Source organism: Pseudooceanicola aestuariicola (assembly GCF_045763785.1).
Taxonomy (GTDB): Bacteria; Pseudomonadota; Alphaproteobacteria; order Rhodobacterales; family Rhodobacteraceae; genus Pseudooceanicola.
On sequence record NZ_JBJGSF010000009.1, the window covers coordinates 26616 to 52934 of the forward strand.

General features: G+C 62.2%; 27 protein-coding genes. 11 read left to right on the plus strand and 16 right to left on the minus strand.

Annotation, left to right across the window (positions count from 1 at the left end; translation table 11 throughout):
- Positions 1–40: 40 nt before the first annotated feature.
- From ACI3GR_RS18480 to ACI3GR_RS18490, 3 genes are read right to left on the minus strand one after another with little or no spacing between them, the layout of a single operon-like run.
- A complete protein-coding gene (locus ACI3GR_RS18480; protein ID WP_407496541.1) occupies positions 41–544 on the minus strand; it encodes a DinB family protein in 504 nt (167 codons plus the stop codon).
- A gap of 31 nt (positions 545–575) precedes the next feature.
- A complete protein-coding gene (gene aroB / locus ACI3GR_RS18485) occupies positions 576–1691 on the minus strand; it encodes a 3-dehydroquinate synthase (protein ID WP_407496543.1) in 1116 nt (371 codons plus the stop codon).
- Positions 1688–2233 carry a shikimate kinase gene (locus tag ACI3GR_RS18490; RefSeq protein ID WP_407496545.1) on the minus strand — a complete coding sequence of 182 codons (546 nt, stop codon included), beginning with the start codon at positions 2231–2233 and terminating at the stop codon, positions 1688–1690. Before ACI3GR_RS18490 ends, aroB begins: the two co-directional genes overlap by 4 nt.
- Positions 2234–2610: 377 nt before the next feature.
- Between ACI3GR_RS18490 and ACI3GR_RS18495 the strand changes: the two genes are divergently transcribed.
- The 4 genes from ACI3GR_RS18495 (at position 2611) to glpD (ending at position 8182) form a co-directional block, all read left to right on the plus strand.
- Positions 2611–4125, plus strand: coding sequence for a hypothetical protein (locus ACI3GR_RS18495; protein ID WP_407496547.1), 1515 nt, complete (start codon positions 2611–2613; stop codon positions 4123–4125).
- Positions 4122–5057 (plus strand): site-specific tyrosine recombinase XerD, encoded by a 936-nt coding sequence (locus ACI3GR_RS18500; RefSeq protein ID WP_407496549.1) that lies wholly within the window; start codon positions 4122–4124, stop codon positions 5055–5057. The genes ACI3GR_RS18495 and ACI3GR_RS18500 overlap by 4 nt, the downstream gene beginning before the upstream one ends.
- Before the next feature lie 217 nt (positions 5058–5274).
- A complete protein-coding gene (locus ACI3GR_RS18505) occupies positions 5275–6603 on the plus strand; it encodes an HlyC/CorC family transporter (protein WP_407496551.1) in 1329 nt (442 codons plus the stop codon).
- Positions 6604–6607: 4 nt separating this feature from the next.
- On the plus strand, positions 6608–8182 hold the full coding sequence (gene glpD / locus ACI3GR_RS18510; protein ID WP_407496553.1) for a glycerol-3-phosphate dehydrogenase: 1575 nt from the start codon (positions 6608–6610) through the stop codon (positions 8180–8182).
- Between the two features lie 229 nt (positions 8183–8411).
- Here glpD and ACI3GR_RS18515 read toward each other — a convergent pair whose 3' ends face one another.
- A complete protein-coding gene (locus ACI3GR_RS18515; RefSeq protein ID WP_407496555.1) occupies positions 8412–9017 on the minus strand; it encodes a biotin transporter BioY in 606 nt (201 codons plus the stop codon).
- 146 nt (positions 9018–9163) lie between these two features.
- On the minus strand, positions 9164–9568 hold the full coding sequence (locus ACI3GR_RS18520; protein WP_407496557.1) for a DUF6314 family protein: 405 nt from the start codon (positions 9566–9568) through the stop codon (positions 9164–9166).
- 94 nt (positions 9569–9662) lie between these two features.
- Between ACI3GR_RS18520 and purB the strand changes: the two genes are divergently transcribed.
- From purB to ACI3GR_RS18545, 5 genes are all read left to right on the plus strand, one after another.
- On the plus strand, positions 9663–10970 hold the full coding sequence (purB, locus tag ACI3GR_RS18525; RefSeq protein WP_407496559.1) for an adenylosuccinate lyase: 1308 nt from the start codon (positions 9663–9665) through the stop codon (positions 10968–10970).
- A gap of 58 nt (positions 10971–11028) precedes the next feature.
- Positions 11029–11184: a hypothetical protein gene (locus tag ACI3GR_RS18530; protein ID WP_407496561.1), complete on the plus strand. Its 156-nt coding sequence runs from the start codon at positions 11029–11031 to the stop codon at positions 11182–11184.
- A gap of 121 nt (positions 11185–11305) precedes the next feature.
- Complete coding sequence (locus tag ACI3GR_RS18535) at positions 11306–12361, plus strand: flagellar motor switch protein FliG (protein WP_407496563.1); 1056 nt, start codon at positions 11306–11308, stop codon at positions 12359–12361.
- A gap of 296 nt (positions 12362–12657) precedes the next feature.
- A complete protein-coding gene (locus tag ACI3GR_RS18540) occupies positions 12658–13557 on the plus strand; it encodes a DMT family transporter (protein ID WP_407496565.1) in 900 nt (299 codons plus the stop codon).
- A gap of 3 nt (positions 13558–13560) precedes the next feature.
- A complete protein-coding gene (locus ACI3GR_RS18545) occupies positions 13561–14466 on the plus strand; it encodes a lysophospholipid acyltransferase family protein (protein WP_407496567.1) in 906 nt (301 codons plus the stop codon).
- Here ACI3GR_RS18545 and ACI3GR_RS18550 read toward each other — a convergent pair.
- Entirely contained in the window at positions 14463–15176 is a 714-nt protein-coding gene (locus ACI3GR_RS18550) for a DUF1223 domain-containing protein (protein WP_407496569.1), read from the minus strand. The two genes, ACI3GR_RS18545 and ACI3GR_RS18550, sit on opposite strands and share 4 nt — an antisense overlap.
- Before the next feature lie 238 nt (positions 15177–15414).
- Here ACI3GR_RS18550 and acnA point away from each other — a divergent pair, with 238 nt between their 5' ends.
- Complete coding sequence (gene acnA, locus ACI3GR_RS18555; protein WP_407496571.1) at positions 15415–18192, plus strand: aconitate hydratase AcnA; 2778 nt, start codon at positions 15415–15417, stop codon at positions 18190–18192.
- Between the two features lie 374 nt (positions 18193–18566).
- Complete coding sequence (locus ACI3GR_RS18560; protein WP_407496573.1) at positions 18567–19280, plus strand: tellurite resistance TerB family protein; 714 nt, start codon at positions 18567–18569, stop codon at positions 19278–19280.
- 105 nt (positions 19281–19385) lie between these two features.
- Here the strand turns inward: ACI3GR_RS18560 and ACI3GR_RS18565 are convergent, their stop codons facing one another.
- The 10 genes from ACI3GR_RS18565 to yajC all read right to left on the minus strand — a co-directional run bounded on the left by ACI3GR_RS18565 (position 19386) and on the right by yajC (position 26247).
- On the minus strand, positions 19386–19925 hold the full coding sequence (locus ACI3GR_RS18565) for a DsbE family thiol:disulfide interchange protein (protein ID WP_407496575.1): 540 nt from the start codon (positions 19923–19925) through the stop codon (positions 19386–19388).
- Positions 19918–20070: a heme exporter protein CcmD gene (gene ccmD / locus ACI3GR_RS18570; RefSeq protein ID WP_407496577.1), complete on the minus strand. Its 153-nt coding sequence runs from the start codon at positions 20068–20070 to the stop codon at positions 19918–19920. Before ccmD ends, ACI3GR_RS18565 begins: the two co-directional genes overlap by 8 nt.
- Positions 20070–20801 carry a heme ABC transporter permease gene (locus tag ACI3GR_RS18575; RefSeq protein ID WP_407496579.1) on the minus strand — a complete coding sequence of 244 codons (732 nt, stop codon included), beginning with the start codon at positions 20799–20801 and terminating at the stop codon, positions 20070–20072. Before ACI3GR_RS18575 ends, ccmD begins: the two co-directional genes overlap by 1 nt.
- 41 nt (positions 20802–20842) lie before the next feature.
- Complete coding sequence (gene ccmB, locus ACI3GR_RS18580; protein WP_407496580.1) at positions 20843–21499, minus strand: heme exporter protein CcmB; 657 nt, start codon at positions 21497–21499, stop codon at positions 20843–20845.
- Complete coding sequence (ccmA, locus tag ACI3GR_RS18585) at positions 21496–22113, minus strand: heme ABC exporter ATP-binding protein CcmA (protein WP_407496582.1); 618 nt, start codon at positions 22111–22113, stop codon at positions 21496–21498. Before ccmA ends, ccmB begins: the two co-directional genes overlap by 4 nt.
- Positions 22114–22220: 107 nt before the next feature.
- Positions 22221–22574: an Mth938-like domain-containing protein gene (locus ACI3GR_RS18590; RefSeq protein ID WP_407496584.1), complete on the minus strand. Its 354-nt coding sequence runs from the start codon at positions 22572–22574 to the stop codon at positions 22221–22223.
- Between the two features lie 9 nt (positions 22575–22583).
- On the minus strand, positions 22584–23336 hold the full coding sequence (locus ACI3GR_RS18595; protein WP_407496586.1) for a TSUP family transporter: 753 nt from the start codon (positions 23334–23336) through the stop codon (positions 22584–22586).
- Complete coding sequence (secF, locus tag ACI3GR_RS18600) at positions 23329–24297, minus strand: protein translocase subunit SecF (RefSeq protein WP_407496587.1); 969 nt, start codon at positions 24295–24297, stop codon at positions 23329–23331. The genes ACI3GR_RS18595 and secF overlap by 8 nt, the downstream gene beginning before the upstream one ends.
- Position 24298: 1 nt before the next feature.
- Positions 24299–25930: a protein translocase subunit SecD gene (gene secD / locus ACI3GR_RS18605; protein WP_407496589.1), complete on the minus strand. Its 1632-nt coding sequence runs from the start codon at positions 25928–25930 to the stop codon at positions 24299–24301.
- Positions 25931–25956: 26 nt separating this feature from the next.
- Positions 25957–26247 carry a preprotein translocase subunit YajC gene (yajC, locus tag ACI3GR_RS18610; protein WP_407496591.1) on the minus strand — a complete coding sequence of 97 codons (291 nt, stop codon included), beginning with the start codon at positions 26245–26247 and terminating at the stop codon, positions 25957–25959.
- Between the last annotated feature and the right edge of the window lie 72 nt (positions 26248–26319).

The following is a 26319-nucleotide window of genomic DNA, read 5'->3' on the forward strand; positions in this document are numbered from 1 at the left end:
CGAAACATCAAGACCAGGGTGTAAATACCTGATTTTACTGTCAGCGCATAAAGATCAGATCGGTGTCGTCCGTCTTGATCCCGGCCTGAGTCAGCATGCCGTGAATCTGACCGCGATGGTGCGTTTGGTGGTTGAAGAAGTGGGTGACGCATTGGGCGAAAGGTAAATCCATCTCTTTCCCCTGAGAGCCGGAGTACCATTTTTCCCGCCCCTGCAGGTCCTTGTCCTCCAGCAGCCCCGCCCAGGACGCGATGCGTTCGTCGATGGCCGACCGCGCCAAGGCCCATTCGGTGTGACTGCCGTACAGGTCCAACGCGTCCTGCGGGTTGCTGGCCGGTGTCTTGTCGCCTTCGAACCGGGCCATCCATAGCGTATCGGCCCAGATCAGATGGTTTGCCGTTCTCAGAATCGATCCGAAGAAGGCGCCCCGGTCCTGCGTCAGGTCTTCGACCGACAGGGTCTGCATCGCGTGGCTGATGCAGCCGTTTTGCCAAATATTGTAGCGGGCCATCATGCGGACCCAGTCTGCCGTGATCATGGCCATGGGGCGTTCCTTTATCCTGAAACCGCGGGTATCAGCCGCGTTGGGCCAGCGCGTCGTCCAGCACCTGCAGCACCACGTTACGCGGAACCTCTGCCGTGACAAAGGCCTGTCCGATGCTCCGCGCCATGATAAAGCGGATCTGGCCATCGACGACCTTCTTGTCCTGCCCCATCAGATCATACAGCGCCTCGGCCCCCGGCAGATCGCCGGGGATGTCGGCCAGATCGACCTTCATGCCCATGTCTTTCAGATGCGCGCGCACACGGCTGGGGTCTTCCTGCGGGCAAAAGCCCAGACGCGACGACACCTCGAATGCAAGCGCACAGCCAATGGCAACGCCTTCGCCGTGCAACAGCCGATCCGAATATCCCGTCGCCTTTTCAAGGGCATGGCAGAAAGTGTGTCCAAGGTTCAGCAGCGCGCGATCGCCCTGTTCGGTCTCGTCCCTCTCGACGATCTCGGCCTTCATCTGGCAGGATCGCGTCACCGCGTGAATGCGTGCAGCCATATCACCGGCGGCCATCTTGGGGGCGTTCGCTTCAAGCCAGTCAAAGAACGCCGCATCGCCCAGAAGGCCGTATTTCACCACCTCACCATACCCGGCAAGGAAATCGCGGGTCGTCAGCGTCGACAGCACCCCTGTGTCCGCCAGCACCAGCGACGGCTGATGAAACGCACCGATCAGGTTCTTGCCCTGCGGCGCGTTGATCCCTGTCTTCCCCCCGACCGAACTGTCGACCTGTGCCAACAACGACGTCGGGATTTGAACGAACCGGACACCCCGGCGCAGCACGGCGGCGGCAAAGCCCACCAGATCGCCGATCACCCCACCGCCTAGCGCGATGACCACGTCGCGGCGTTCGACCTTTTGGTCCAGCAACCATTCGACCGTGCGCGAAAACTGGTCCCACCCTTTGGTGGCCTCACCGGGCGGCAGGCGCAACGCGACCGAGGAGATGCCCTTGGCCTCCAGCCCCGCCTCTAGCGTGGCCAGATGCGCCGCGGCGACGTTTTCATCGGTGACGATGGCCACACGCGGGCGGGCCAGCAGCGGCGCGACCCAGTCGCCCGCCTTTTCCAGCAGGCCTTCGCCGATCTGGATGTCATAGCTACGATCGCCAAGGGACACATGGACGGTTTCGGTCATACGGCCTCCAATACATCGCTACGGGTCGCAACGGCTTCGATCACGCGCAGCGCCATGTCCTGAATGCTCAGATCCTGCTCGGCGGGGACCGACAGATCGGCCTTGGCGTACGTCGGCACGCGGGCATCATACAGCGCGGTCAGCGTACCCTTGGGATCAGGCGTCTTCAGCAGCGGGCGCGAGTCGCGATGTTTGACCCGGTTCCACAGCAGCTCAAGATCCGCGTTCAGCCAGACCGCCAGACCCTTTTCGGAAATCAGCGACCGATTGCGATCGGCCAGATAGGCCCCGCCTCCGGTGGACAGAACACAGGGATCGCCCTCCAACAGGCGCTGGATCACCTCGGTCTCGCGGGCACGAAAGAACGGCTCTCCGTCGCGTTCAAAAATCTCGGCGATGGTCATATTGGCGGCCGCTTCGATCTCATGATCGGAATCAAGGAAGGGAACACCCAGTTCGGCCGCCAAAGCGCGCCCCACTGCCGTCTTGCCCGCCCCCATCATTCCCACCATCACGATGGTCTTTTTCAGCACCCAAGCCATAGTCTTCCCGTCTCTCCGGCCGGGTCAGCGCCCGTAATTTATCCGGTTCACGGTTGAATGACGTGATCTTAGGCAAAAGGCCAGCTATATTGCCGGAAAAAGGCGAAAAGACAGAGGCACATCAGCAATGCTCCGTATTCTCAAATGGTTGATAATACTCATCATACTATGCTCGATCGGAGTTATCGCCTATGCCTACCTGGGCCGGTATTTCGGTGTGGATTTTACCCCCCCGAAGGTCGAGATTCGTGAACCCGTGGTTCTGGATGCAGAATAGATCGGCATTTTTCCACCGACTGGGCCCGGCAATCTGCCTGGCCACCCTTTCCGTGGCGGCACCCGGCACACCGGCGTCGGCGCAAACGGCCGACCAGCCGATGTCTGCCATCGACTGGCTGGACCGCCCTGAAAATCTTGCCGCGCTCCCTGCGCGCCCCGTCACCCCGCCCGAGGCAACCCCCGCCCTGCCCGTCACGCCGCCACCGGGATTCGAAGCGCCCGTCGCCGATCAGGTCGTCACGCCCGAGGTGACGATGCAGCCGCTGGATGCGCCCCAGCCTGGCGCCGTGGGCCTGTTGCCCCGGTCTGTCACGGGCCTGCCCGCCAGCCTGTGGGAAAAATCGCTCGCCGCGTCGCTGGTGCGGCGGTTAAGAGGCACAGATCTGGTGTCGATTCCGGCCATGCAGTCGCTGATGTACACGCTGCTGCTGACCGAAGCCGACCCGCCTGTACAAAGCCCCGGCGGCATCAGTTTCCTGCTGGCCCGTATCGATAAGCTGGTCGACATGGGCGCCGTCGATCCGGCGCTGGCCTTGGCCGACCGTGCAGGCCCGACCAGCCACCCCGACCTGTTCGCGCGGTGGTTTGACCTGACGCTTTTGGCGGGCGATGAAAACCGCGCCTGCCTTGTGATGCGCGACCGGCCCAGCCTTGCCCCGTCCGAGGCGGCGCTGACTTTTTGCCGCGCGTCACAGGGGCAATTCGATCTGGCGGCATTGACCTTTGGCACCGCCGCCGCGCTTGGTATGATGGACCCGGCCGAAGAAACGCTGCTGTCGCTGTTCCTTGACCCCGCGCTGGCCGAAGAAACACCCGCCCTGCCGCCCCCGGCCAAGATGACTCCGCTGGTCTTCCGCCTGTCAGAAGGGATCGGCCATCCCGTGCCCTCATCGGGCCTGCCGCGCGCCTACGCCATGACCGACCTGCGAGGCGTATCCGGCTGGCGGGCCGAGATCGAGGCCGCGGAACGTCTGACCCAGACCGGCGCGCTGGCCGAAAACCGGCTGCTGGGCATCTACACCGACCGGGAACCAGCCGCCTCTGGTGATCCATGGGACCGGGTCGAAGCAATTCAGGCGCTGGACACCGCAATTGCCCGACGTGACGCCGCAGCGATTTCCGACGCCCTTCCAAAGGGATGGCGCGCGCTTCAATCCGCCCGGCTAGAGGTGCCTTTCGCGCGTCTTTGGGGCGAAACGCTGGCTGGCTATGACCTGACGGGGCCCGCGCAAGCCATTCAGTTCGACATGGCGATGCTGTCGCCGCAGTATGAAACACTCGCTGCCAAGCTGCCCCGCCCCGATGCGCAGCATCAGTTCATCGCCGCGCTTGCCGCGGGCGAACCCGGCGCGGCCGAAGCACCTGATGCCCTGTCCCGCGCGATCCAGCGCGGCTTTGCCCCCGACACCGAACTGCCCCCTGCGATCCGTCTGGATCTGGCGCAGGGCAAACTGGGTGAGGCGATCCTTGTCGCCATGGACCTGATCGCCAAAGGGGCCGAAGGCAATATCCAGATGATCGCCCCCGGTCTGGCCACCCTGCGCGCCGTCGGGCTGGAAGACACAGCCCGCCGCACCGCCCTGCAACTGATGCTGCTGGAGCGTCAGTTGTGAGCGATGCACACCGCTGGATATCCACCTTCCTTGATGCACAGGCGGCCGAGGCGGGGTCGTCACAGAACACCCTTCTGGCTTATGGCCGCGACCTGAAGGATTACGCCGACTGGCTGGACCGCAAGGGGCATGGGATCGATGGCGCATCGCGCACAGATGTCGAAAGCTACTTGACCGATTGCGACGCGCAGGGGCTCTCGCAGGCCACCCGCGCCAGGCGGCTCTCGGCGATCAAGCAAATCTATCGCTTCGCGTTCGAAGAAGGCTGGCGGCCGGATAATCCCGCCATCGAAATCCGCGGACCGGGCCGCGCCAAGAAACTCCCCAAAACGCTGACCACGGACGAGGTCTCTGCCCTGTTAGAGGCCGCCCGCACCCATGGGCGCGCCCCCGCGGATCGGCTGCGCAACACCTGCCTGATGGAACTGCTCTACGCCACCGGAATGCGGGTCAGCGAATTGGTGTCCCTGCCCATGGCCTCGGCCAAGGGCGATCCACGGATGCTGTTGATCCGCGGCAAAGGCGGCAAGGAACGCATGGTCCCCCTGTCACCTCCTGCGCGCGAAGCGCTGACCGCGTGGATCGCGGCCCGGACCGAAGCGGACGACGCCCTGCCCCGTGGTACGCAGCCCTCGCGGTTCCTGTTCCCATCCCGGTCGGCCGAAGGATACCTGACGCGGCACCGCTTCTACATCCTGATCAAGGAAATCGCCGTTGCGGCAGGCGTGTCCCCCGCCAAGGTCACGCCACACACGCTGCGCCATGCCTTCGCAACGCATCTGTTGGAAAACGGCGCTGACCTGCGGGCGATCCAGACCTTGCTGGGCCACGCCGATCTGGCCACGACCGAGATTTATACGCATGTTCTGGAACATCGGCTGAAAGAGTTGGTCGAAACGCATCATCCGCTGAACAAGTCAGTCGCCGACTGATCATCAGATACGGCGCGACGCCGATCATGTGCTCCGCCCGGCGGCAACGCCGGGCAGCGCCGACCCGCCCCCATGGGCGGCGCTATCGCGCCATTCCGGGTCGGTCGCTGCCCTTACCACTTCCCTTCAACATCAGCGCGATGACTTTCCGGACCCCAACCCATCTTGAACCACGCCCTTCGCGCCTACATAAGGTGACGAACCTTTGAGGACCGATATGACCGAAACGCTTGGCACCGCCTATGACACCGCTTTCTGGCTGACCGGGGGCGCAATCCTTCTGTTGCTGGTCCTGTCGGGCTTCTTCTCCGGCTCGGAAACCGCGCTGACCGCTGCGTCGCGCGGCAAGCTGCGCACGCAGGCCGACAAGGGATCGCGCGGGGCCGAACGCGCGCTGAAGATTACCGAAGACAACGAACGCCTGATCGGGTCTGTCTTGCTGGGCAACAACCTCGTGAACATCCTTGCCACCTCGCTGGCCACCGCGCTTTTCACCCGGCTGTTCGGCGATAGCGGCGTTGCCTTGGCCACCTTGGTGATGACCGCGCTGGTCCTGATCTTTGCCGAGGTGCTGCCCAAAACCTACGCCATCACCAACGCTGAAAAGGCCGCCGCAGGTGTCGCCGGACCGATCCAGATTATCGTGACGGTGTTTTCCCCGTTGGTCAGCGCGATCCGTGTGCTGGTGCGCGCCGTGCTGCGCGTCTTTGGCGTTCAGGCCGACCCCGACAGCCGCATCCTCGCCGTCCGCGAAGAAATCGCGGGCGCCTTGCAACTGGGTCATTCCGAAGGCGTGGTGGAAAAAGAAGACCGCGACCGTATCCTTGGCGCGCTGGACCTAAGCGACCGTTTCGTCGAAGAAATCATGCTGCACCGCTCGCGCATCGAAATGATCGACGCGGACTTGTCGGCGCAGGAAATTCTTGCGCAATGTCTTCAGTCGAACCACACCCGCCTGCCGATCTTCAAGGACGACCCGGAAAACATCATTGGTATCGTGCACGCCAAGGACCTGCTGCGCGCCATGCATGAACTGTCGGCCCAGCAGGATCGGTCGCTGACGCAGGCGTTCAAGGATTTCAAGATCGCCGACGTGATGATGAAGCCTTACTTCGTGCCGGAAACCACTACGCTGGACGAACAGATGCGCCAGTTCCTGAACCAGCGCACGCACTTCGCGCTCGTGGTGGATGAATACGGCGCATTGCGGGGCCTTCTGACGCTGGAAGACATCCTAGAAGAGATCGTGGGCGAGATTACCGACGAATTCGACCCCGACGCCGAACACGACGTGCGCCACACCGAAGATGGCCAATACGTCGTCGATGGTGCCATGACGATCCGCGACCTGAACCGCGCGATGGATTGGTCCCTGCCGGATGAAGAAGCGAACACCATTGCGGGCCTCGTTATTCACGAGGCGCAGATGATCCCCAACGCCAATCAGGTCTTTGTCTTCCACGGCTACCGGTTCGAGGTGATGGCCCGCAAGGACAACCGCATCACACGTCTGAAAATCCGTCCGCTGACACAGCCCCGTGACTGACCCCATGACTGCACCCGCAACTGGCCCGACTTCCGCCGATTACGACGTGCTGATTATCGGCGGCGGGATCAATGGCGCAGGCGTGGCGCGGGATGCCGTGGGGCGTGGCTATTCGGTCTGCCTGTGCGAGATGGGCGATTTCGCCTCTGCCACCTCCTCGGCCTCGACCAAGCTGTTTCACGGCGGGCTGCGGTATCTGGAGTATCTTGAACTTAGACTGGTCGGAGAGGCCCTGCGCGAACGCGAAGTGCTGTTGCGCAACATGCCCCATATCGCGTGGCCCATGCGCTTTGTGCTGCCCTATGACCCGGCGATGCGGTTCGACGGCTCAACCCCCGTATCGCGGTTTCTGTCGGTTCTGATGCCATGGGCCAAGGGCACGCGGCCTGCATGGTTGGTGCGGCTGGGCCTGTTCCTTTATGACACGCTGGATCGCAACCGGACCTTGCCCGCGACCCGGTCGCTGGACCTGACACGCGATCCGGCAGGCGAACCACTGAAGCCGTCGCTGAAAAAGGCCTTCGAGTATTCCGACGGTTGGGTCGATGACGCCCGGCTGGTGATCCTGAACCTGCGCGACGCCGAAGACCGCGGTGCACGGATCGCGACCCGCACACGGGTGGACCGGTCGGTCTGGCGCGATGGGCTTTGGCATGTCGATCTGACGGGGCCAAAGGGCACCGAAACCATCACCGCCCGCACCATCGTCAACGCATCTGGGCCTTGGGTCGATCATGTGCTGCGCGATGTCTTTGGCCAGAACGACGCCCACAACATCCGGCTGGTGCGCGGCAGCCATATCGTCGTGCCGAAAAAGTTCGACCACGACCGCGCCTATTTCTTCCAGAACCAAGACGGCCGGATCATCTTTGCGATCCCCTATCAGCACGACTATACGCTGATCGGCACGACGGACGAAGACCACCCCGATCTGGCGACCAAACCACAAATCACTGACGCCGAGGTGGCCTATCTGTGCGACATGGCCAGCCAGTATTTTGCCGAACCTGTGACGCCCAAGGATGTGGTCTGGACCTATTCCGGCGTGCGTCCATTGTATGACGACAACGCCTCTGCCGCCGCGGCTGCGACGCGGGACTACGTTGTCAGACCCGCGCAGGACGGACGGCTGCTGAACATCTTTGGTGGCAAACTGACGACCTACCGCAAGCTGTCGGCCAGTGTGGTCGCGCAGATCGAAGGCACCTTGGGCCCCAAAGTCCCCGCATGGACCCACGACGCGCCCCTGCCCGGCGGGGATTTCGACGCGGCGGATCGGGACGGCCTGATCGACCGCTTGTCCAATCAGTTCCCGTTTCTTGCGCGCGACGTGATCGGGCGGCTGGTGACCTGTTACGGCACCTTGGTGCCGAAGGTTTTAGCTGATGCTGGGTCCGAGCCCGATCTGGGCCAACACTTCGGCGCAGGGCTTTATGAGGCTGAGGTCCGCTATCTGATCGACCGCGAATGGGCGAGCACGGCTGAGGATGTTCTGTATCGTCGGACCAAGCTGGGGCTTCGTTTGGATGACGCGCAGAAGGCGGCGCTGGCTGACTACATGGCCGGATCAAAGCACTAAGCGGCGCATCACAGGGCCGCGGTCCGGCGATAGATACGGTTGGCCCCCGCGTTTTATCATACCCTGGAAGCTCTGAACTAAGCCGCCCGACAAACGTCAACAAATCGCCGGGCCCGAGGGCGGCCCTGCGATGCGCGGCGGCCTTCGGCCTTGATTCCGCGCCACCTCCCAACACAAAAAACGCGCCCCCGAAGGGGCGCGCCATAATCTCAAACTCTTGCTGAAAGGATCAGCCGCGCGCGCGGCCCACCAGTTTCCAGGCCAGCGGCAGGATCAGCGCGGCCAGTGCCAGCTTCAGTACGTCACCCACGATGAAGGGCGTCAGGCCCCATTGCAGGATCGGCTGGTCCCAGCCGTAGAGCGCGCCCAGCCATGCCAGACCGGGGATGTACAGCAGAACGTTGCCCGCCAGCATCGCCAGCGCCATCCACAGAACCGACCGGTCCCAGCCACGCTGCGCAAGGTAGCCCAGCAGAACCGTCGCCATGACGTAGCCCAGCAGGTAGCCACCGGTGCCGCCCATCATGTATTCCACACCGTTCAATTCGTTGGTCGAGGATTGGAAGATGTCAAAGCCCAGCATGCCGATCAGCATGTAGCCCATGATCGTCACCAGACCCAGACGCGCGCCATAAGCGGCACCGATCGACAGAACCGCGAAGGTCCCCATGCCGACGGCGACGGGCGATCCGGGGACCGGCACCTTGATCTTGGCACAAACGGCCAGCAGGGCGATGCCCGCGATGACCAGTGCAGCCTGTTTCAGGCGCAGCGCGGTTCCTTCGGTCGGGCCGAATGCGTCGGTCAGGACGCGTGCGTTGATTGCTTGGGACATGTGATCCTCCATTCCCCACGTTCTCTTTGTCAAAGTGATGCCTGATGCCCCGCCAAAGCGCAAGCGGCGAACCCACTGCGTTTCACTGGAAGTTGCAAAGTCGATTTTTGCAAACACGACCACTTTGCAAACCCGCAAAGCGTACGTCAGGCAAGGGTATATCGGCTCTCCATCCGGTAATCCTTGCGCGGGCCTGTCACCTGCCAGACCGCCGACCACGTGGGCCAGTGCGAAAAATCATAGGCCACATCGTAGACATCGGGCGCACAATCGTGATGCGCCTCGGGCTGCTCACCCCCGCTGATATGGTGAAAAAACCGACCATCGTCGAAAAACACATCGATCCCGTCGGGGCTTTCACGCCAATGATACACCCGGCTGGCCACCATGGGCGTCGCGCCCTGCATCCGCATTTCACCGCGTTCCGTCAGGATCAGCCCGCCCTCTCCGCCCGCGAATTCTGCCACGCCGTCAAACCGCGCATCCGGCCCGACCGCGTTAATCACCTTGCGCGTGATAATCCAGCGCCCTGCGAAATCTGACAGCTTCATTGCCTCCGCGACACCGGGCCGCCCCTTCTGATCTCTTGCCCCCCTGATGCCCCGGCGGTAAGAGGCGCGCAACCCGTTCAGACAGGAGTTCCAGATGATCCCCCGCTATTCCCGCCCCGACATGGTCGCCATCTGGTCGCCGGAAACCAAGTTCCGCATCTGGTTCGAGATCGAAGCACACGCCTGCGACGCCATGGCGAACCTTGGCGTGATCCCCCGCGAAAACGCCGACGCGGTCTGGAAAGCCAAGGATGTCGAATTTGACATCGCCCGGATTGACGAGATTGAGCGTGAGACAAAACACGACGTCATCGCCTTCCTGACCCACCTTGCCGAACATGTCGGGTCGGAAGAGGCGCGCTTTGTGCATCAGGGCATGACCTCCTCGGACGTACTGGACACTTGTTTCAACGTTCAGCTGGTCCGCGCCTCTGACATCCTGATCGCCGACCTCGAGGCACTGCTGGCCGCGCTGAAGAAACGTGCGTACGAGCATAAAGACACCGTCCGCATCGGCCGCAGCCACGGCATCCACGCCGAACCCACCACCATGGGCCTGACCTTCGCGCGTTTCTACGCGGAAATGGATCGCAACCTGTCCCGTATGCGCGATGCCCGCGCGGAAATCGCCACCGGCGCGATCTCTGGCGCGGTCGGGACCTTCGCCAACATCGACCCGGCGGTCGAAGAACACGTCTGCGATCAACTGGGTCTGGTGCCCGAACCGATCAGCACTCAGGTCATCCCGCGCGACCGCCACGCCGCGTTCTTTGCGACCCTCGGCGTCATCGCCTCGTCGATCGAAAACGTCGCCACCGAAATCCGCCACATGCAGCGGACCGAAGTGCTGGAAGCGGCAGAATTCTTCTCGATGGGCCAAAAGGGCTCGTCCGCCATGCCGCACAAGAAGAACCCGGTTCTGACGGAAAACCTCACCGGCCTTGCCCGCATGGTCCGGTCCATGGCGATCCCGGCGATGGAGAATGTGGCCCTGTGGCACGAGAGGGATATTTCCCACTCGTCCGTCGAGCGGAACATCGGCCCCGACGCGACGATCACGCTGGACTTTGCCCTGTCGCGTCTGACCGGCGTGATTGAAAACCTGCTGGTTTATCCGCAGAACATGCTGGACAACATGAACAAATTCCCCGGCCTTGTGATGAGCCAGCGCGTCCTGCTGGCCCTCACCCAAGCCGGTGTCAGCCGCGAAGACGCCTATCGTCTGGTGCAGCGCAACGCGATGAAGGTCTGGGACAACCGCACCGATTTCCGCGAAGAGCTGCTGGGCGACGAAGAAGTCCGCGCGGCCCTGTCCGAGGATGAGATCAACGAGAAATTCGACCTTGGGTACCACACCAAACACGTCGATACGATCTTTGCCCGCGTCTTCCACGAAGACTAAACGCTTAGGGCATGGATGGAATCATGCTAGGCTCCGGTCACACCAACCGGAGCCTGCCATGACCCGTATTATTGCACTTTCCGTTCTGATGACCCTGCCGACGCTTGTGTCGGCGCAATCCACCTGTGCCGAAAAACATCAGGCGCAAAGCTGTGCGACCGGCACGATGTGGAACGACGAAACCAAGGCCTGCGAAAACATTGTGTCCAGCTAAGCGTCTGAACTGCGGGCTGGAACGAAGGTCAGATTAACCAAATTTTCCGCCCCGTTTTCAGAACTTGTTTACCCGACGCTGCTTAAGTGTCTGCAACAGGCAGGCACCATTCGGGTACGCTATGAATAACCTCACTCCGCTGGCGCAGGTCGGGATGTCCGCGCGCCCGGCCCCACGGCTGACGCGCCGCCAGAAGGCCGCGATTATCATTCGGTTGGCTCTGTCCGCCGGGGCAGAAATGCCCCTTCAGGACCTGCCAGAGGATCTGCAGATCGACCTGACGCGCATCCTGCACGGTATGCGACCCATCACGCGCGATCAGCTGAATGATGTGGTCGAAGAATTCGCAGAAGAGCTTGAGGCATTAGGCCTGACCTTCCCGCATGATCTGGCCGGGGCCCTGACGGTATTGGACGGCCGCATCAGCGCCCATACCGCCGCCCGCCTCCGGAAAGAGGCCGGGGTGCGCCAGACCGGCGACCCGTGGGACCGCATCCGCAAGCTGGACCCCAAAAAGCTAATCCCCATCGTGGAAAGCGAAAGTCTTGAGGTCGCGGCCATCATCCTGTCGAAACTCAACACCTCTGTCGCGGCGGAACTGCTGGGCCTGCTGCCCGGCGAAAAAGCGCGTCGCATCGCCTATGCTGTAAGTCAGACCACCGGCGTCACCCATGACGCGCTGGAACGCATCGGCATTTCACTGGCCGCGCAACTGGACACCGTGACCGAAGGCGCCTTTGACACCGGCCCCGAAGAAAGGGTGGGCGCGATCCTGAACTTCTCGACGGCATCGACGCGCGATGACGTTCTGACGGGTCTTGAAGAAACCGACCGCGACTTTGCGGACAGGGTGCGCAAGGCCATCTTTACCTTCATGAATATCCCTGACCGCATCGCCCCGCGCGATATCCCAAAGGTCGTCCGCGGCATCGATCAGCCCGTATTGGTCACCGCCATCGGCGGCGCAACGGATGAAAAGGCCAAGCGCGCGGCAGACTACATTCTGGAAAACATGTCCGGCCGCATGGCCGACGCCATCCGGGAAGAGGTGAAGGATGCCGGCAAGGTCAAAGCCAAGGACGCCGAAGCCGCGATGACCGAAATCGTCAACATGGTCAGAGAGTTGGAGGCCGCAGGTGAACTCCTGCTGATCGCCGAGGAGGAAGAAGAGGATTAAGCCGTCGCGTGTCCGCTGAGTGATTTGCCAGCCGTGCTGTGCTGCGGCCGCATCTTCTTCAAAACGGCGAATGCCTATCCCCGCTGTTGGGTTGGCAACGACCTGCTCACTGTACTTTCTTTCGGTACTCGGCGTATCGCGGCGAATCCCCGAATTTGGCGGAACGCATCAGTCCGCATCGCGCGCCTCCGAGCGCCTCCTCATGTCGCTCAAGGGTCGATCCCCCTAGACGCCGCTCTGCCCCCGGCCTAAGGGTTTGGCCATGACGACCCTCCTGCAAAATCCGGTGCGCTGACATGTGGGCCCGCCTTTCGCCACAGAACCGCGCGATCCTTCTGATGATCGGGGCGATTTTCCTGTTCACGTCAATGGACGCGATGGCCAAGGCAATCTCGATGCGCACCTCGCCGATGATGGCGCTTTGGGCGCGCTACACGGGCCAGATGATCATTGTCATCATCCTCGTCGCGCCCCGCCTGCGCAGCGTCGCCCAGACGAATTTTCCGAGGATGCAGTTTCTGCGGTCGATCTTTCTGCTTTGTGCCACGGCGACCTTCTTCATGGGGCTGTCCGTCATGGGACTGGCCGAAAACACCGCCATCATGGACATTAACCCGGTTCTGATCACGCTTGGCGCGGCGATCTTCCTTGGGGAACGTCTTGGACCGCGCCGCTTGCTGGGCATCGCGGCGTCAATGATCGGGGCGCTGATCGTGATCCGCCCGGGCCTTGGCGTGTTTTCATGGACGGCGATCTATCCCTTGGCAGCGGCGGTCTTCTACGCGTCCTACAGCCTTGCCACGCGGTACGTCGGCCACCGCGAAGACCCTTGGACATCATTGTTCTACGCCGCGATGTTGGGATCCATCATCATCTCGGCCCTCGTTGTTTTCAACTGGCAGACGCCCGATCTGGAAACCCTTGGCCTGATGGCTGCGCTGGCGGTGATCGGCACCACGGGGCAGCTGCTGTTGATCCGCGCCTTCACTGCGGGCGAGGCCGCGATGCTGGCGCCTTTTGCCTATTCCGGCCTGATCTTCGCGACGATCTGGGGCGTGATCTTCTTTGGCGAATTCCCTGACGTCTGGACCGTGATCGGCGCCCTTATCATCGTCGCTTCTGGCCTATATGTCTGGTACCGCGAAACCCAGACCGCGCCCGCCGTGGCCAGCATGAAGACGAAAAAACCGCGCTAACCTATGGAACCACGCGACCTTCCCCTTGGCCGCCGCACGCGGATGTATCTGGCCCATCTGGCCCAGTCCGGGATCGTGCGTCTGGCGCTGGCCCTGCCCTACAAGGTGCGCGTGCCGCTGACCGGATGGCTGGTGGCAAATGTCGTTGGCCCCTTGGCGGGCTGGCCGAAACGCATCCGGGAAAATCTGGCGCTGGTCTGGCCCGACATGGCCCCGGACGAGGTGCGCCGCCTGACCCGCGCGGTTCCCGACAACGCAGGCCGCACGCTGATCGAGATCTATTCGGGCGAGGATTTCAAAAAACGCCTGAGCGATATCACGCCAGAAGGCCCCGGCTGGGACGCGCTGGTTCAGGCGCAGGACGAAGGGCACCCGGTCTTCCTGATCTCGGGCCATTTTGGCAATTATGATGCGGTGCGCGCGTTTGTGGCGCAGCGGTATGGTCAGGTGGGCGGGCTGTATCGTCCGCTAAACAACATCTACTTCAACCGGCAATATGTCAAAGCCATCGCCCAGACGTCCGAGCCGGTCTTCCCCCGTGGTCGCCGCGGTCTGGCCGAGATGATGAAATTCACCCGTCAGGGCAACATCATGGCCCTGCTGACGGACCAGCATTTCGACAATGGCGCACCTTTGACATTCTTTGGTGAAACCGCCCTGACGGCCCTGTCGATCCCGAACATGGCCCTGCGGCTGAACGCGGTGGTCATTCCCTGCTATGGCATCCGTCAGCCCGACGGGCTGAGTTTCCGGCTGCTGTTTGAGGCACCGATCCCCCACACCACCGAAGAAGACATGGGCCAGCGCATCAACGACTCGCTCGAGGCGCAGGTCAGGCAACACCCCGGGTTATGGCTGTGGATACACCGTCGCTGGAAACCGTGGCGCGCGCCGGAAAGCGCCGATTAACGCAGACGCGCCGCCGCTTCGATCCGACCGGGGCCTTTTTGCTGGATCAGCACGACCACCGGTTGCGGCCCTTCGGCCTTGACCTGCGCGGTGTAGGGCTCTGACACGTCCCATTCACCGACGATCTGCCAGTCTGTCACGATATTCGCATAGGTCAGCTTGTGCCCGGCGTTTTCGCCGCGCGTGATTTCCACATGCGCTTCGGGCATGTAGCGCACCACCTGCACCACCAGCGGGGCGGTGAAGGCCTCATCGCTGTGGGCATTGATGCTGACGTGATCATTTCCGGCACGCTCGATCGTCAGGCTGACGCGGGTCGGCTGTTCGCGGAAGCGGGTGATCTGATCGGTCACGTCCATCGGGTGGTTGCCCACCACGTCGGCCTGCCCGTCGATGATCATTTGCGGCGTGTAGATCGCGCGCCGCTTGGCAGCCTTGGCATAGGCCTTCTGGCGTGCTGAAAAAGCAGGCGATCCAAAGACGTCTTTCCAGCCGATGTAATCCCAGTAATCCACGTGAATGCCAAGGGCGATCACGTCATCGCGCGGGGCCAGCAAGGCCAGAAAGGCATCGGCAGGCGGACAGGACGAACACCCCTGAGAGGTGAACAGCTCGACCACGACAGGCGCGTCCTGGGTGTCTTGTGCCGGGGCCGCACCTACGGAAAATCCCAGCATTATCAACGCGGCTAAGCCTGTGCGACGGAACATGCACGTCCTCATGTCTTGCTTTTGTTCAGGTCATACCTAGCCAATGACCTATGTAATAACCAATCAACGTTTCGAGAACTCGGGCCAGCGCGATCAGAAGGACACGCTTTGGCACGTCGCAGCACGGCCTGATTTTAGTATACAATGGTACACATTTTGCATTGCACCCCCTTGATTGAGCCGCGTCAATGGGGCAGAAGCATCGCAGCTATACCCCCCAATCCGAAAGGGAGCCACCATGCCCATTACCGTCGGACAGGACACCGCCAAGACGCGTCGTACGCTCAAGGTCGGGTCTTCCTCCTATGCTTATTATTCCATCCCCGCCGCCGAAGAGGCTGGCCTGGGCGAGTTTTCCAAGCTGCCCGCCGCGCTGAAGGTCGTGCTGGAAAACATGCTGCGTTTCGAAGACGGCAAGACCGTCTCGACCGACGACATCAAGGCATTTTCCGACTGGGGCAAAAAAGGCGGCAAGAACCCGACCGAAATCGCCTACCGCCCTGCCCGCGTTCTGATGCAGGACTTTACCGGCGTTCCCGCCGTTGTCGACCTTGCCGCCATGCGTGACGGCATCAAGGGTCTGGGCGGCGACGTCCAGAAGATCAACCCGCTGAACCCCGTTGATCTGGTCATCGACCACTCGGTCATGATCGACGAGTTTGGCAACCCGCGCGCCTTCCAGATGAACGTGGACCGCGAATACGAGCGGAACATGGAGCGTTACCAGTTCCTCAAGTGGGGTCAGGGCGCGTTTGAAAACTTCCGCGTCGTGCCGCCGGGCACCGGCATCTGCCACCAGGTGAACCTGGAATATCTGGCGAAAACCGTCTGGTCCGACAAAGACCAGAACGGTGATATGGTCGCCTACCCCGACACGCTGGTCGGCACCGACAGCCACACCACCATGGTCAACGGCTTGGCCGTTCTGGGCTGGGGCGTCGGCGGGATTGAGGCCGAAGCCGCCATGCTGGGTCAGCCGATCTCGATGCTGATCCCCGAGGTCATCGGTTTTGAGCTGACCGGCGAAATGGTCGAAGGCACCACCGGGACCGACCTTGTTCTGAAGGTCGTCGAAATGCTGCGCGAAAAAGGCGTGGTGAACAAGTTCGTGGAATTCTACGGCAAAGGCCTCGACAACCTGCCGCTGGCCGACCGCGCAACCATCGCCAACATGGCCCCGGAATACGGCGCAACCTGTGGCTTCTTCCCGATCGACGACGAAACCCTGCGGTACCTGAAAAACTCGGGCCGCGACGAAGAAACCATCGCGCTGGTCGAAGCCTACGCCAAAGAAAACGGTTTCTGGCGGTCTGCGGATTACGCCCCCATCTACACGGACACCCTGTCGCTGGACATGGGCACCATCGTTCCCGCCATCTCGGGCCCGAAACGCCCGCAGGACTACATCGCACTGGACAGCGCGGCCTCCGCGTTCGGTAAGTTCATCAAAGGCCTGCGCGAAGGCAAAGACGCCTCGGCCAAGGAAGAAGTGCGTTGGGAAGGTGAAGGCGGCGCGCCGGAACCCCGTGACATCCCCGGCGATGAGGGCAGCCACCAGAAGGGCTGGTACAAGGACGAAGACGGCAACGCGCATCAGCTGCACGACGGCTCGATCGTGATCGCCTCGATCACCTCCTGCACCAACACCTCGAACCCCTATGTGATGATCGGCGCCGGTCTTGTGGCCCGTAAGGCACGCGAACTGGGCCTGAACCGCAAGCCTTGGGTGAAAACCTCGCTGGCCCCCGGCTCTCAGGTCGTGTCCGCCTATCTGGAGGCCGCAGGCCTGCAGGAAGACCTCGACGCAGTGGGCTTCAACCTTGTCGGCTACGGCTGCACCACCTGTATCGGTAACTCTGGCCCGCTTGAGGCTCCGATCTCCAAGGCGATCAACGATTACGATCTGGTCGCGACCTCGGTGCTCTCTGGTAACCGGAACTTCGAAGGCCGTATTTCTCCGGATGTTCGCGCCAACTACCTCGCCTCTCCGCCGCTGGTCGTGGCCTATGCGCTGGTTGGCGACATGAACGTCGACATCGCCAAGGACGTGATCGGTCAGGACAAGGACGGCAACGACGTCTACCTGAAAGACATATGGCCGTCGCAGAAGGAAATCGCCGATCTTGTCGAAAAGACCGTGACCCGCGACATGTTCAGCTCCAAATACGCTGACGTCTTCAAGGGTGACGACAAATGGCAGGGCGTGGAAACCACGGACTCTGAGACCTACAATTGGCCTGCCTCCTCGACCTACGTTCAGAACCCGCCCTACTTCCAGGGCATGTCCCAAAACCCCGGCACGATTTCGAACATCGAAGGTGCCAAGGTTCTGGCTATCCTCGGCGACATGGTCACCACCGACCACATTTCGCCCGCAGGGTCATTCAAAGACACCACCCCCGCAGGTCAGTACCTGCTGGAGCATCAGGTGCCCGTGCGCGAGTTCAACTCGTACGGCTCGCGTCGTGGTAACCACGAGGTCATGATGCGCGGCACCTTCGCCAACATCCGCATCAAGAACGAGATGCTGGATGGCGTCGAAGGCGGCTACACCAAAGGCCCCGATGGCGAACAGACCTCGATCTACGACGCCGCCATGGCCTACGAAGAACAGGGCACGCCCCTCGTCATCTTCGGTGGTGAGCAGTACGGCGCGGGGTCTTCCCGTGACTGGGCGGCCAAAGGCACTGCGCTGCTGGGCGTCAAGGCCGTCATCGCCGAGAACTTTGAACGTATCCACCGCTCCAACCTGGTTGGCATGGGCGTGATCCCGTTCGAATTCACCGGCGGCGACACCCGCAAGACCCTTGGTCTGAAGGGCGACGAGACGGTTTCGATCTCTGGCCTCGACGCGATCAAGCCTCTGCAGGAAGTGCCCTGCACCATCACCATGGGTGACGGCTCGACTAAGGAAATCACGCTGAAGTGCCGGATCGATACCGCGATCGAGATCGAATACATCGAACACGGTGGCGTTCTGCACTACGTGCTGCGCGATCTGGCCAAAGCCAGCTGATCGTTTCCAAGACAAGATTGAAAAGGCCGGTCCCAGTGACCGGCCTTTTTCGTTGGCCCCCGCCAATCTGTGATCGCGCCCCTTCGCCGTCTCCAGTCGCTTTGGCTAGGCGGTCCAACACGTTTCACAAGCGGCGAAGCCAATCCTCGACCTTGTCCGCAAAGCGCAGGCCGCCAATGGGATCGCATGATGTGAGAGGTCAAAGGGGGCTCTGCCCCCCGCCTTCGGCGTCCCCCGAGGGTATTTGACACCAGAAGAAGCCAGAGGCGCGGCACCTTGATCCTGCGTCGCCTTTGACAGTCTTGCGATCTGTCTTGAAGCTGTCAGCTTGGGTTCCTACCTCGGTCGGGCATAGCAATGAAAGGGTAACCCGAATGGACGTGAACCGCCTTCTGAATGAATTCCTTGGTCCCAAGACAGGCGGTAGCGCGCCCTCCGGTCAAGCTGCCGCGCGGGCATCTGGTTTGCCCCAGGGTTTGGCCGGTGGGGCCGCTGCGGGCAGTCTGGTTGCGTTGCTGTTGGGGACCAAGAAGGGCCGCAAACTAGGTGGTAAAGCCCTGAAATACGGCGGCCTCGCAGCAGTTGGTGGGTTGGCCTACAAGGCCTATCGCGACTGGCAGACCCAGCAGCCTTCAGGTCAGGAAGCCGATCCGCTTAGCCTGCCTCGCCCCCCGGCGGACAGCGGTTTCGATCTGGAAAACGATACCGATGCCAGCGGACAGGATTTCCGCCTGTCGGTCATGCGCGCGATGATTTCGGCGGCCAAGTCCGACGATCACATCGACGCCGACGAACACGCCCGCATCCACGCACGGATCGACGACCTTGGCTTAGGCTCTGCCGAAAAGGCCGCGATGTTCGACTACTTCGCAGCCCCTGCGGACCCTGCCGCAATTGCGGGGCTGGCCCGCACGACGGAACAGAAGGCCGAGATTTACCTCGCCTCGGCCCTCGCCATCGACCCGGACACCGCGCAGGAACAGGCCTACCTTGATGCATTGTCCCACGCGCTTGATATGCCGCAGGGTCTGCGCGGTCATCTGGATCTGGAAGCCGCCGCCGCTCGCCGTCAGGCAGAAACGGCCTAAGACACCGAAAAGACTTGGGCGCAGCGCCCATGTCTTCTTTGGTCCTGTAAACATCCCTGGGGGAGTCCGCAGGACGGGGGCAAAGCCCCCACCACCCCGGTCAGATCAATTAGCCGCCGCCTTGGCCAGCGCAGGTCGGATATCGCTTTCGATCACCCGCTGCGTGATTGGACCAGCGAAGCGCAGAATGATGGTGCCGTCCCCGTCGATCACGTAGGTTTCCGGCACGCCATAAAGACCCCAGTTCAGCGCCATGCGCCCCTGTGGGTCAGCCCCGACGCCAGCGTATGGATTGCCAAGCTCCTCCAGGAACCCAAGCGCCTTGTCGGGCTGGTCCTTGTAGTTGACGCCCAGCACCTCAATCCCCTCTGCCGCCAGCGCGGTCAGGTTGGGGTGTTCCACCCGGCAGGGTGCGCACCACGAGGCCCAGAAGTTAACCAGTTTAACCTCTCCGTTCCGGAGCGAGCCGTCGTCGAACCCCGGCAGGGTCCCAAGCGTTTCCAGCACGACCGCGGGCGCCTGTTTCCCGGCAAGGGCCGAGGGCAGCTGGTCGGGATCATCGCGCTGCAGACCGACGAAAAACGCCGCTGCAAGGCCCGCGAAGGCCGCGGGCGGGATCAGCATAAGCCATGGGACCTTAGCCATGTTTCACGCGCTCCTCGACCTCGTGCAACTCTCGCGCGACGCGGCGCGACCGCGCAATGCTCAGCGCGATCAAGGCCACCAGCAACACCAGCGACACGGCATAAGACGACAACACCGCGTCGGCGTATTTCCCAAGATCAGGCATCAGACCATCCTTTCACGCGCCAAGAGCGCCCGCGTGCGCCGGGCCCGGATTTCGGTCCGGGTGCGCAGCAGTACCAGCGCGAGGAACAGCAGAACAAAGCCTCCGATCGACATCAGAAGCGGGTGATAGAAGACATCGGCCACGTTTTCCTCTTTGTCCAAGGACAGGGATGCGCCTTGGTGCAGACCTTGGTTCCAGAAGTTCACCGCATAGCGCGACAACACCGCGAAGACCGAGCCGACGATGCACAGGACCGATGTCAGGTCAGCCGCCGTGTCGTCGTTTTCAATCGCGGACCACAGCGCGATATAGCCGAGGTAGAAGAGGAACAGGATCAGAAAGGACGTCAGCCGCGGATCCCACGCCCACCATGTGCCCCACATCGGCTGACCCCAGATCGCCCCGGTCACCAGCGCGATCACGGTCATCACCGCGCCCACGGGCCCGGCCGCGCGCGCTGCCAGCGCCGAGACGTGATGGCGGCGCACCAGCCAGATCAACGACGCGACCAACATCATGATCCATGCATTGATCGCCATCAGCGCGGACGGCACGTGCAGATAGATGATCTTGACGGTCGAACCCTGTTTGTAGTCGTCCGGGGTGAAAAAGAACCCCCAGACCAACCCGATGATCAGCGCAGCCGCGGCCAGCGCCGCCACGAAGGGCAGCACACGGTCCACCGTGGCGATGAACTTTTTCGGATTGGCATATTCCCAGATCGAGGCCATGTGCCGTTTCTACCCTCTCTCCCGCGCGACAGACATTCACATTATCGCAAGTTCATACGTAGTACCGCGGCGCTGGCAAAGGGCAACAGGGCCACGGTGACGCAGGTCACGGCTGTCAGCAAAATCAGCGGGGTTTCCAAGGCCAGACCTTCGGCGCCCAGACGCGCGACCTCGGCCCCGAAAATCAGCGTCGGCACATACAGCGGCAGGACCAAAAGCGACAAGAGCAGCCCGCCCCGCTTGATCCCCACCGTCAGGGCCGCGCCGAAGGTTCCGATGACCGACAGCGCCGGCGTGCCCAGTAGCAGCGACACAACCAGCCACAGGTTCCCCTGCGGCGGCAGCGACAAAAGGACCCCCAGAACCGGGGCGGCGATCACCAGGGGCAAACCGGTCGTGATCCAATGCGCCAAGGCCTTGACCGACGACACGCCCTCTAATGGCAGCGGAGAGGTGGCGATCAGGTCCAGCGATCCGTCTTCGCGATCCAGCGCAAAGATACGGTCCAGCGACAGCAGGCAGGCCAAAAGCGCCCCCAGCCAGAGCACGCCGGGCGCGATCCGCGACAAGAGCGCGACCTCTGGCCCGATAGCGAAGGGGACCAGCACGACCACGATCAGGAAAAAGGCCAGCCCAAGTCCGAACCCGCCCCCGGCGCGCACGGCCAGACGAATATCGCGCATCATGAGGGCGATCATAAAAACGCCTCGTCAAAGTTTCGGGCGACGGTGGCGCGGGCGCGAAACGGGGTCAGATCGACCACGCGCACCTCTAGCCCCATGTCGATGTGGCTGGCGATGATGGCGGTGCCGCCGCCTGCCAGATGCGCGCGCACAGCATCGCCGAACATCGAGACCGACGCTTTGTCGAGCGACACGGTCGGTTCATCCAGCACCCAGATCGGGCGGCCCGTCACGGCCAGACGCGCCAGCCCAAGGCGGCGTTTCTGCCCCGCAGACAGGCTGCCCGCCGCGCGGTTGGCCAGATCGGTCAGGTTGAACGTGCTGAGCGCGTCCGAGATATCGTCGTGGCCATAGACCTTGGCCCAGAAGCTCAGGTTTTCCGTGACACTCAGCACCGTCTTGATCCCGTCGGCATGGCCCGCATAAGCGATGGCATCCGTGTCGGGCACAATGACCTTGCCGGTGTAGGGCGGCTGCAATTTGGCGATGGTGCGCAACAGCGTGGTCTTGCCCACCCCGTTGGGGCCGGTCAGCACGATAGCCTCGCCCGGTTCGGCGGCGAAATTTACGCCTTCCAGCACCGGCACGCCCCCGCGGGACACACCCAGATCGACAACCTTGAAACTCATGCGGTTGGGTTACCTGATTTCGCTGGTTTGGCAAGGGGTGGCGGGCCATGCCTTGGGGGCTTTGCCCCCAAACCCCCAGGAATATTTATCGGACCAAAGAAGCAGGCTCAGGCAGAAAAGAGCGCGGCGGCCACGCGACGCCCTTCGCTCAGCAGCACGTTGTAGGTGCGGCAGGCGGCAGGGCTGGTCATGGGTTCGACCCCGATACCGGCCGCCTCGACCGCGTCGCGAAAGGCTTGCGGCACATAGGCCATGTCGGGTCCGGTGCCGACAAAGAGCACGTCGATCTGGCCCTTGAGCGCCATGATCGCTGCGGGATCATCATAGCCTGTCCATGCGGTGACACGGTCGGCGGTGACGAGGATCGGGGCGTCATGTACCTGATCGCCAACCCGGAAGAAGCCGGGGCCATAGCCGTCGATGGGGCGAGCCTTACCATAGTCGATTTCGTTCAGCAGCATTTGGCCTCCTTAGTCGAAAAGTGGCAGGCCGGTCAGGATGGCCAGCCCGATCACGATATAGGCCAGCGCGCGAAAGGTCCGTTCCCGCGCCGGATCGAACAGCGCCTGACCGATGGTGATGCCAAGGACATAAGGCAGAGCCAGCACCAGTCCAAGCCAAAGGGCGTCAATCGTGACCAGATCACGCGCGAAAAGGTTGGCGATGATTCCAACCTCAAGCGCGGCGAGAAACAGGATCGTGTTGGCGCGCACCGCCTCGGCCCCTGAAGGCCCGGCGAGGTAAAAGAGGATCACCGGCGGACCGGTCAGCCCCGTGGCCCCGCCCAGCACACCAGCCGTGCCACCGATGGCGCCAAGGCCGGGCCAACCCACCCTGCCCCGATACCGCCAGCCGGTGATCAGCGCCAGCAGCGTCACCGCCGCCGCAATCGACACCAGCCAGCGCAGCAGGTCACGTGGCAGCACCGACAGCGCCCACATGCCAAGCGGCATGGTGATCAGCGCCGCGCCTGCCAGAACGGCGACCTGACGTTTGTCAGCATTGCGCAGGGCCCGCGGCAGCATGGATGGCCAAGAGGCGAAGCCTGTGACGGACAGCAAAAGGATCGCCACGGGCACCGGCAGCAACAGCGCCGCCACCGGCATCACGATCAGCGCCGTGCCAAAGCCCGTGAACCCCCGCACCAGACCGGCGATGCCATAGGCCACCGCCAGCCAGACCAACCCCGGCGTCTGAAGCGCCGAGGTCAGGGCCTCAGGCATCGATGTTCGCGAATTGGTTTCCAGTGGTGTCCGACGGCTTGGACCAGTCGCGTTTCACGCCCAGCCACAGCACGATGTTCTTGGCGACGTAAACGGACGAATAGGTCCCGATGATAACACCCCAAGTGATCGCAAAGACGAACCCGCGGATCACGTCGCCGCCCAGCACCAACAGCGCGATCAAAGCGATCAGCGTGGTGCCAGAGGTCATCAGAGTCCGGGACAGCGTTTCGTTGACGCTGAGGTTCATCACGTCCTGCAAGGGCTTGGTCTTGTACTTGCGCAGGTTTTCACGAAGCCGGTCGAAGATCACCACCGTATCGTTGATCGAATAGCCGATGATCGTCAGCAGCGCCGCGATGGTCGCCAGATCGAACCGGATCTGCAGCAGGGAAAACACCCCGATGGTGATCAGCACGTCATGAAACAGCGCTGCCACCGCGCCCACAGAAAACTGCCATTCGAACCGCAACCAGATGTAGAAAAGGATCGCTGCAAGTGCCGCCGCCACCGCAAGAACGGCCGTCTGGATCAACTCACCCGACACTTTGGGGCCAACCGATTCGACTTGGGTAAAGCGGATCGTGTCGTCCACGCCCTGCAACGCCTGTTCGACGCTGTCGATGGTATCGCCACTGACGCTTTCCTGAGCGTCCTGCGCCTGAATGCGGATCATTGCCACGTGCTGATCCGCCGCGAACGACGGGTCGAACACTTCGGAGATCGAGACATCGCCAAGCTCCAGCGGGGCAATCGCATCACGATAAACGCCCACGTCGACCGCCTGTTCGGATTGGGTCCGGATCGTCGTCCCTCCCCGGAAGTCGATCCCGAAGTTCAGGCCCATGGTCAGCCACAGCGCAAGCGACGCGACCATCATCACCAAGGACACCCCGAAGGTCGCGGTGCGATACTTGAAGAAATCCCAGTTGGTGTCCTGGGGAACCAGTCTTAGCCGCATCTTACACCTCAATCTTTTTCGGGCGGGCGCGGTCGAACCACGTCACGATCAGCAGACGGGTCACCCAGATCGCCGTAAAGACCGAGGTGATAATCCCGATCCCAAGCGTGATCGAGAACCCGCGCACCGGCCCAGAGCCCAGAACGAACAGGATCAGCGCGATGATGAAGGTCGTGATGTTCGCATCGACAATCGCCGACAGCGCGCGCTCATACCCCTGCTCAATCGCCCGCGCCGGACCTTTGGCCGATTTCAATTCCTCGCGGATACGTTCGAACACCAGAACGTTCGCATCCACCGCCATACCGATCGTCAGAACGATCCCCGCGATCCCCGGCAGGGTCAGCGTGGCGCCGATCATCGACAGTAGGCCAAAGATCAGCCCGACGTTCAGAACCAGCGCGATATTGGCAAAGATGCCGAACAGCCCATAGGACAGGAACATAAACACCAGCACCGCGATGCCCGCAACGATACAGGCGATCTTGCCCGCCTGAATCGAGTCGGCACCCAGTTCCGGCCCGATCGTCCGCTCTTCCAGAAACTCCAGCCCCGCAGGCAGGGCACCGGCGCGCAGCAGAACGGCAAGGTTGGTCGATTCCTCGACGCTGAAGTTGCCGGTGATGATGCCCGATCCGCCGGGAATATGGCTTTGAATCACGGGCGCGCTGATGACTTCGCTGTCCAGCACGATGGCAAACGGATTGCCGATATTGTTGGCGGTATAATCGCCGAATTTGCGCGCACCTGCCGGGTTGAACCGGAAGGACACGGCCGGGCGGCCGTTCTGATCAAAGGACGGCTGCGCATCGACCAGCTCATCCCCGGTCACGACAGGCGTGTCTTCCAGAACGTAGAACTGCCCCTCTTCGTCCAGCGACGGCAGCAGCTCGTTACCGGGACCTGCGACGGCAGACTCGTCGGACGTGCGGCGGACAACCGGCTGGAACGTCAGCTGGGCGGTGGTGCCGATGATATCTTTCAACTCAGAGGCCGAGCCGATGCCCGGCACCTGAATCAGGATGCGGTCCGCGCCCTGCCGCTGAATGGTGGGTTCGCGGGTGCCGACCTCGTCGATCCGGCGACGAATGATTTCCAGCGATTGCCGCACAGTGCGGTCGTCGGTGGCCAGACGCTCTGCCTCGGACAGGCTGACGATGATCAGATCGCCTTGGGTCCTGACCACGATGTCGGATTGTCCAGCGCCCGTCAGGCTGGTGACCGGGCGGGCGATGTCACGCACGATGCTGGCCGCTTCGCCAACTGCATCCGCATTGGACACGCGAACGCGCAATTCGTCTTCGGGCCCCTCTTGCAGACGGATCGTCCCAACAGTGGACCGTGCATCGCGCAGACGGTTCCGCACTTCGGGCCACAGGCCCTTCATCCGCGCGGCATAGACGTCTTCGACCTGCACTTCGGCCAGCAGATGTGCACCGCCCCGCAGGTCCAGACCAAGGTTCACAAGACCCGAAGGCAGCCAATCGACCCAGCCCTCACCGGGCTGGCCGACCGCGACCGCGTCGTTGTAGCTTTCTACCTTGGAATAAAAGGCATTCGGTGCGGCCAACAACAGGCCAGCAGCGACAATGCCCCAGATCAGGATACGTTTCCACAGATCGATCTGCAGCATATCGCGGCCCCTCTACCCTAATTGGATCAGTTGGCGTCTGCCGGTTCCGTCTTGGATTTGACGTCCGCAAGGGTCGACTTGATGACGCGCACCTTGACGCCTTCCGAGATCTCGACCTCGACTTCACCGTCTTCGCGAACCTTGACGACCTTGCCGACGATCCCGCCCTGCGTGACGACCAGATCGCCCCGACGCACGGCATTCACCATCGCCTGATGGTCTTTCAGCTTCTTTTGCTGAGGACGGATCAACAGGAAATACATGATCGCGAAGATCAGGATAAGCGGGAGAAACTGGGCGACTGCGCCACCTTCCATGGGGTGTTCCTTCTTAAAGACGCGGGGATCCGCAAGGTTTGGCGGAACCTATGGGCGGCACGGGGGGATTGC

What these genes read in the sequence shown, in the direction of transcription:
- ACI3GR_RS18480 (WP_407496541.1), bottom strand. Translation starts at nt 544, where the DNA reads ATGGCCATGATCACGGCAGACTGGGTCCGCATGATGGCCCGCTACAAT.
- aroB (WP_407496543.1), bottom strand. Translation starts at nt 1,691, where the DNA reads ATGACCGAAACCGTCCATGTGTCCCTTGGCGATCGTAGCTATGACATC.
- ACI3GR_RS18490 (WP_407496545.1), bottom strand. Translation starts at nt 2,233, where the DNA reads ATGGCTTGGGTGCTGAAAAAGACCATCGTGATGGTGGGAATGATGGGG.
- ACI3GR_RS18495 (WP_407496547.1), top strand. Translation starts at nt 2,611, where the DNA reads ATGTCTGCCATCGACTGGCTGGACCGCCCTGAAAATCTTGCCGCGCTC.
- ACI3GR_RS18505 (WP_407496551.1), top strand. Translation starts at nt 5,275, where the DNA reads ATGACCGAAACGCTTGGCACCGCCTATGACACCGCTTTCTGGCTGACC.
- glpD (WP_407496553.1), top strand. Translation starts at nt 6,608, where the DNA reads ATGACTGCACCCGCAACTGGCCCGACTTCCGCCGATTACGACGTGCTG.
- ACI3GR_RS18515 (WP_407496555.1), bottom strand. Translation starts at nt 9,017, where the DNA reads ATGTCCCAAGCAATCAACGCACGCGTCCTGACCGACGCATTCGGCCCG.
- ACI3GR_RS18520 (WP_407496557.1), bottom strand. Translation starts at nt 9,568, where the DNA reads ATGAAGCTGTCAGATTTCGCAGGGCGCTGGATTATCACGCGCAAGGTG.
- purB (WP_407496559.1), top strand. Translation starts at nt 9,663, where the DNA reads ATGATCCCCCGCTATTCCCGCCCCGACATGGTCGCCATCTGGTCGCCG.
- ACI3GR_RS18530 (WP_407496561.1), top strand. Translation starts at nt 11,029, where the DNA reads ATGACCCGTATTATTGCACTTTCCGTTCTGATGACCCTGCCGACGCTT.
- ACI3GR_RS18535 (WP_407496563.1), top strand. Translation starts at nt 11,306, where the DNA reads ATGAATAACCTCACTCCGCTGGCGCAGGTCGGGATGTCCGCGCGCCCG.
- ACI3GR_RS18540 (WP_407496565.1), top strand. Translation starts at nt 12,658, where the DNA reads ATGTGGGCCCGCCTTTCGCCACAGAACCGCGCGATCCTTCTGATGATC.
- ACI3GR_RS18545 (WP_407496567.1), top strand. Translation starts at nt 13,561, where the DNA reads ATGGAACCACGCGACCTTCCCCTTGGCCGCCGCACGCGGATGTATCTG.
- ACI3GR_RS18550 (WP_407496569.1), bottom strand. Translation starts at nt 15,176, where the DNA reads ATGTTCCGTCGCACAGGCTTAGCCGCGTTGATAATGCTGGGATTTTCC.
- acnA (WP_407496571.1), top strand. Translation starts at nt 15,415, where the DNA reads ATGCCCATTACCGTCGGACAGGACACCGCCAAGACGCGTCGTACGCTC.
- ACI3GR_RS18560 (WP_407496573.1), top strand. Translation starts at nt 18,567, where the DNA reads ATGGACGTGAACCGCCTTCTGAATGAATTCCTTGGTCCCAAGACAGGC.
- ACI3GR_RS18565 (WP_407496575.1), bottom strand. Translation starts at nt 19,925, where the DNA reads ATGGCTAAGGTCCCATGGCTTATGCTGATCCCGCCCGCGGCCTTCGCG.
- ccmD (WP_407496577.1), bottom strand. Translation starts at nt 20,070, where the DNA reads ATGCCTGATCTTGGGAAATACGCCGACGCGGTGTTGTCGTCTTATGCC.
- ACI3GR_RS18575 (WP_407496579.1), bottom strand. Translation starts at nt 20,801, where the DNA reads ATGGCCTCGATCTGGGAATATGCCAATCCGAAAAAGTTCATCGCCACG.
- ccmB (WP_407496580.1), bottom strand. Translation starts at nt 21,499, where the DNA reads ATGATCGCCCTCATGATGCGCGATATTCGTCTGGCCGTGCGCGCCGGG.
- ccmA (WP_407496582.1), bottom strand. Translation starts at nt 22,113, where the DNA reads ATGAGTTTCAAGGTTGTCGATCTGGGTGTGTCCCGCGGGGGCGTGCCG.
- ACI3GR_RS18590 (WP_407496584.1), bottom strand. Translation starts at nt 22,574, where the DNA reads ATGCTGCTGAACGAAATCGACTATGGTAAGGCTCGCCCCATCGACGGC.
- ACI3GR_RS18595 (WP_407496586.1), bottom strand. Translation starts at nt 23,336, where the DNA reads ATGCCTGAGGCCCTGACCTCGGCGCTTCAGACGCCGGGGTTGGTCTGG.
- secF (WP_407496587.1), bottom strand. Translation starts at nt 24,297, where the DNA reads ATGCGGCTAAGACTGGTTCCCCAGGACACCAACTGGGATTTCTTCAAG.
- secD (WP_407496589.1), bottom strand. Translation starts at nt 25,930, where the DNA reads ATGCTGCAGATCGATCTGTGGAAACGTATCCTGATCTGGGGCATTGTC.
- yajC (WP_407496591.1), bottom strand. Translation starts at nt 26,247, where the DNA reads ATGGAAGGTGGCGCAGTCGCCCAGTTTCTCCCGCTTATCCTGATCTTC.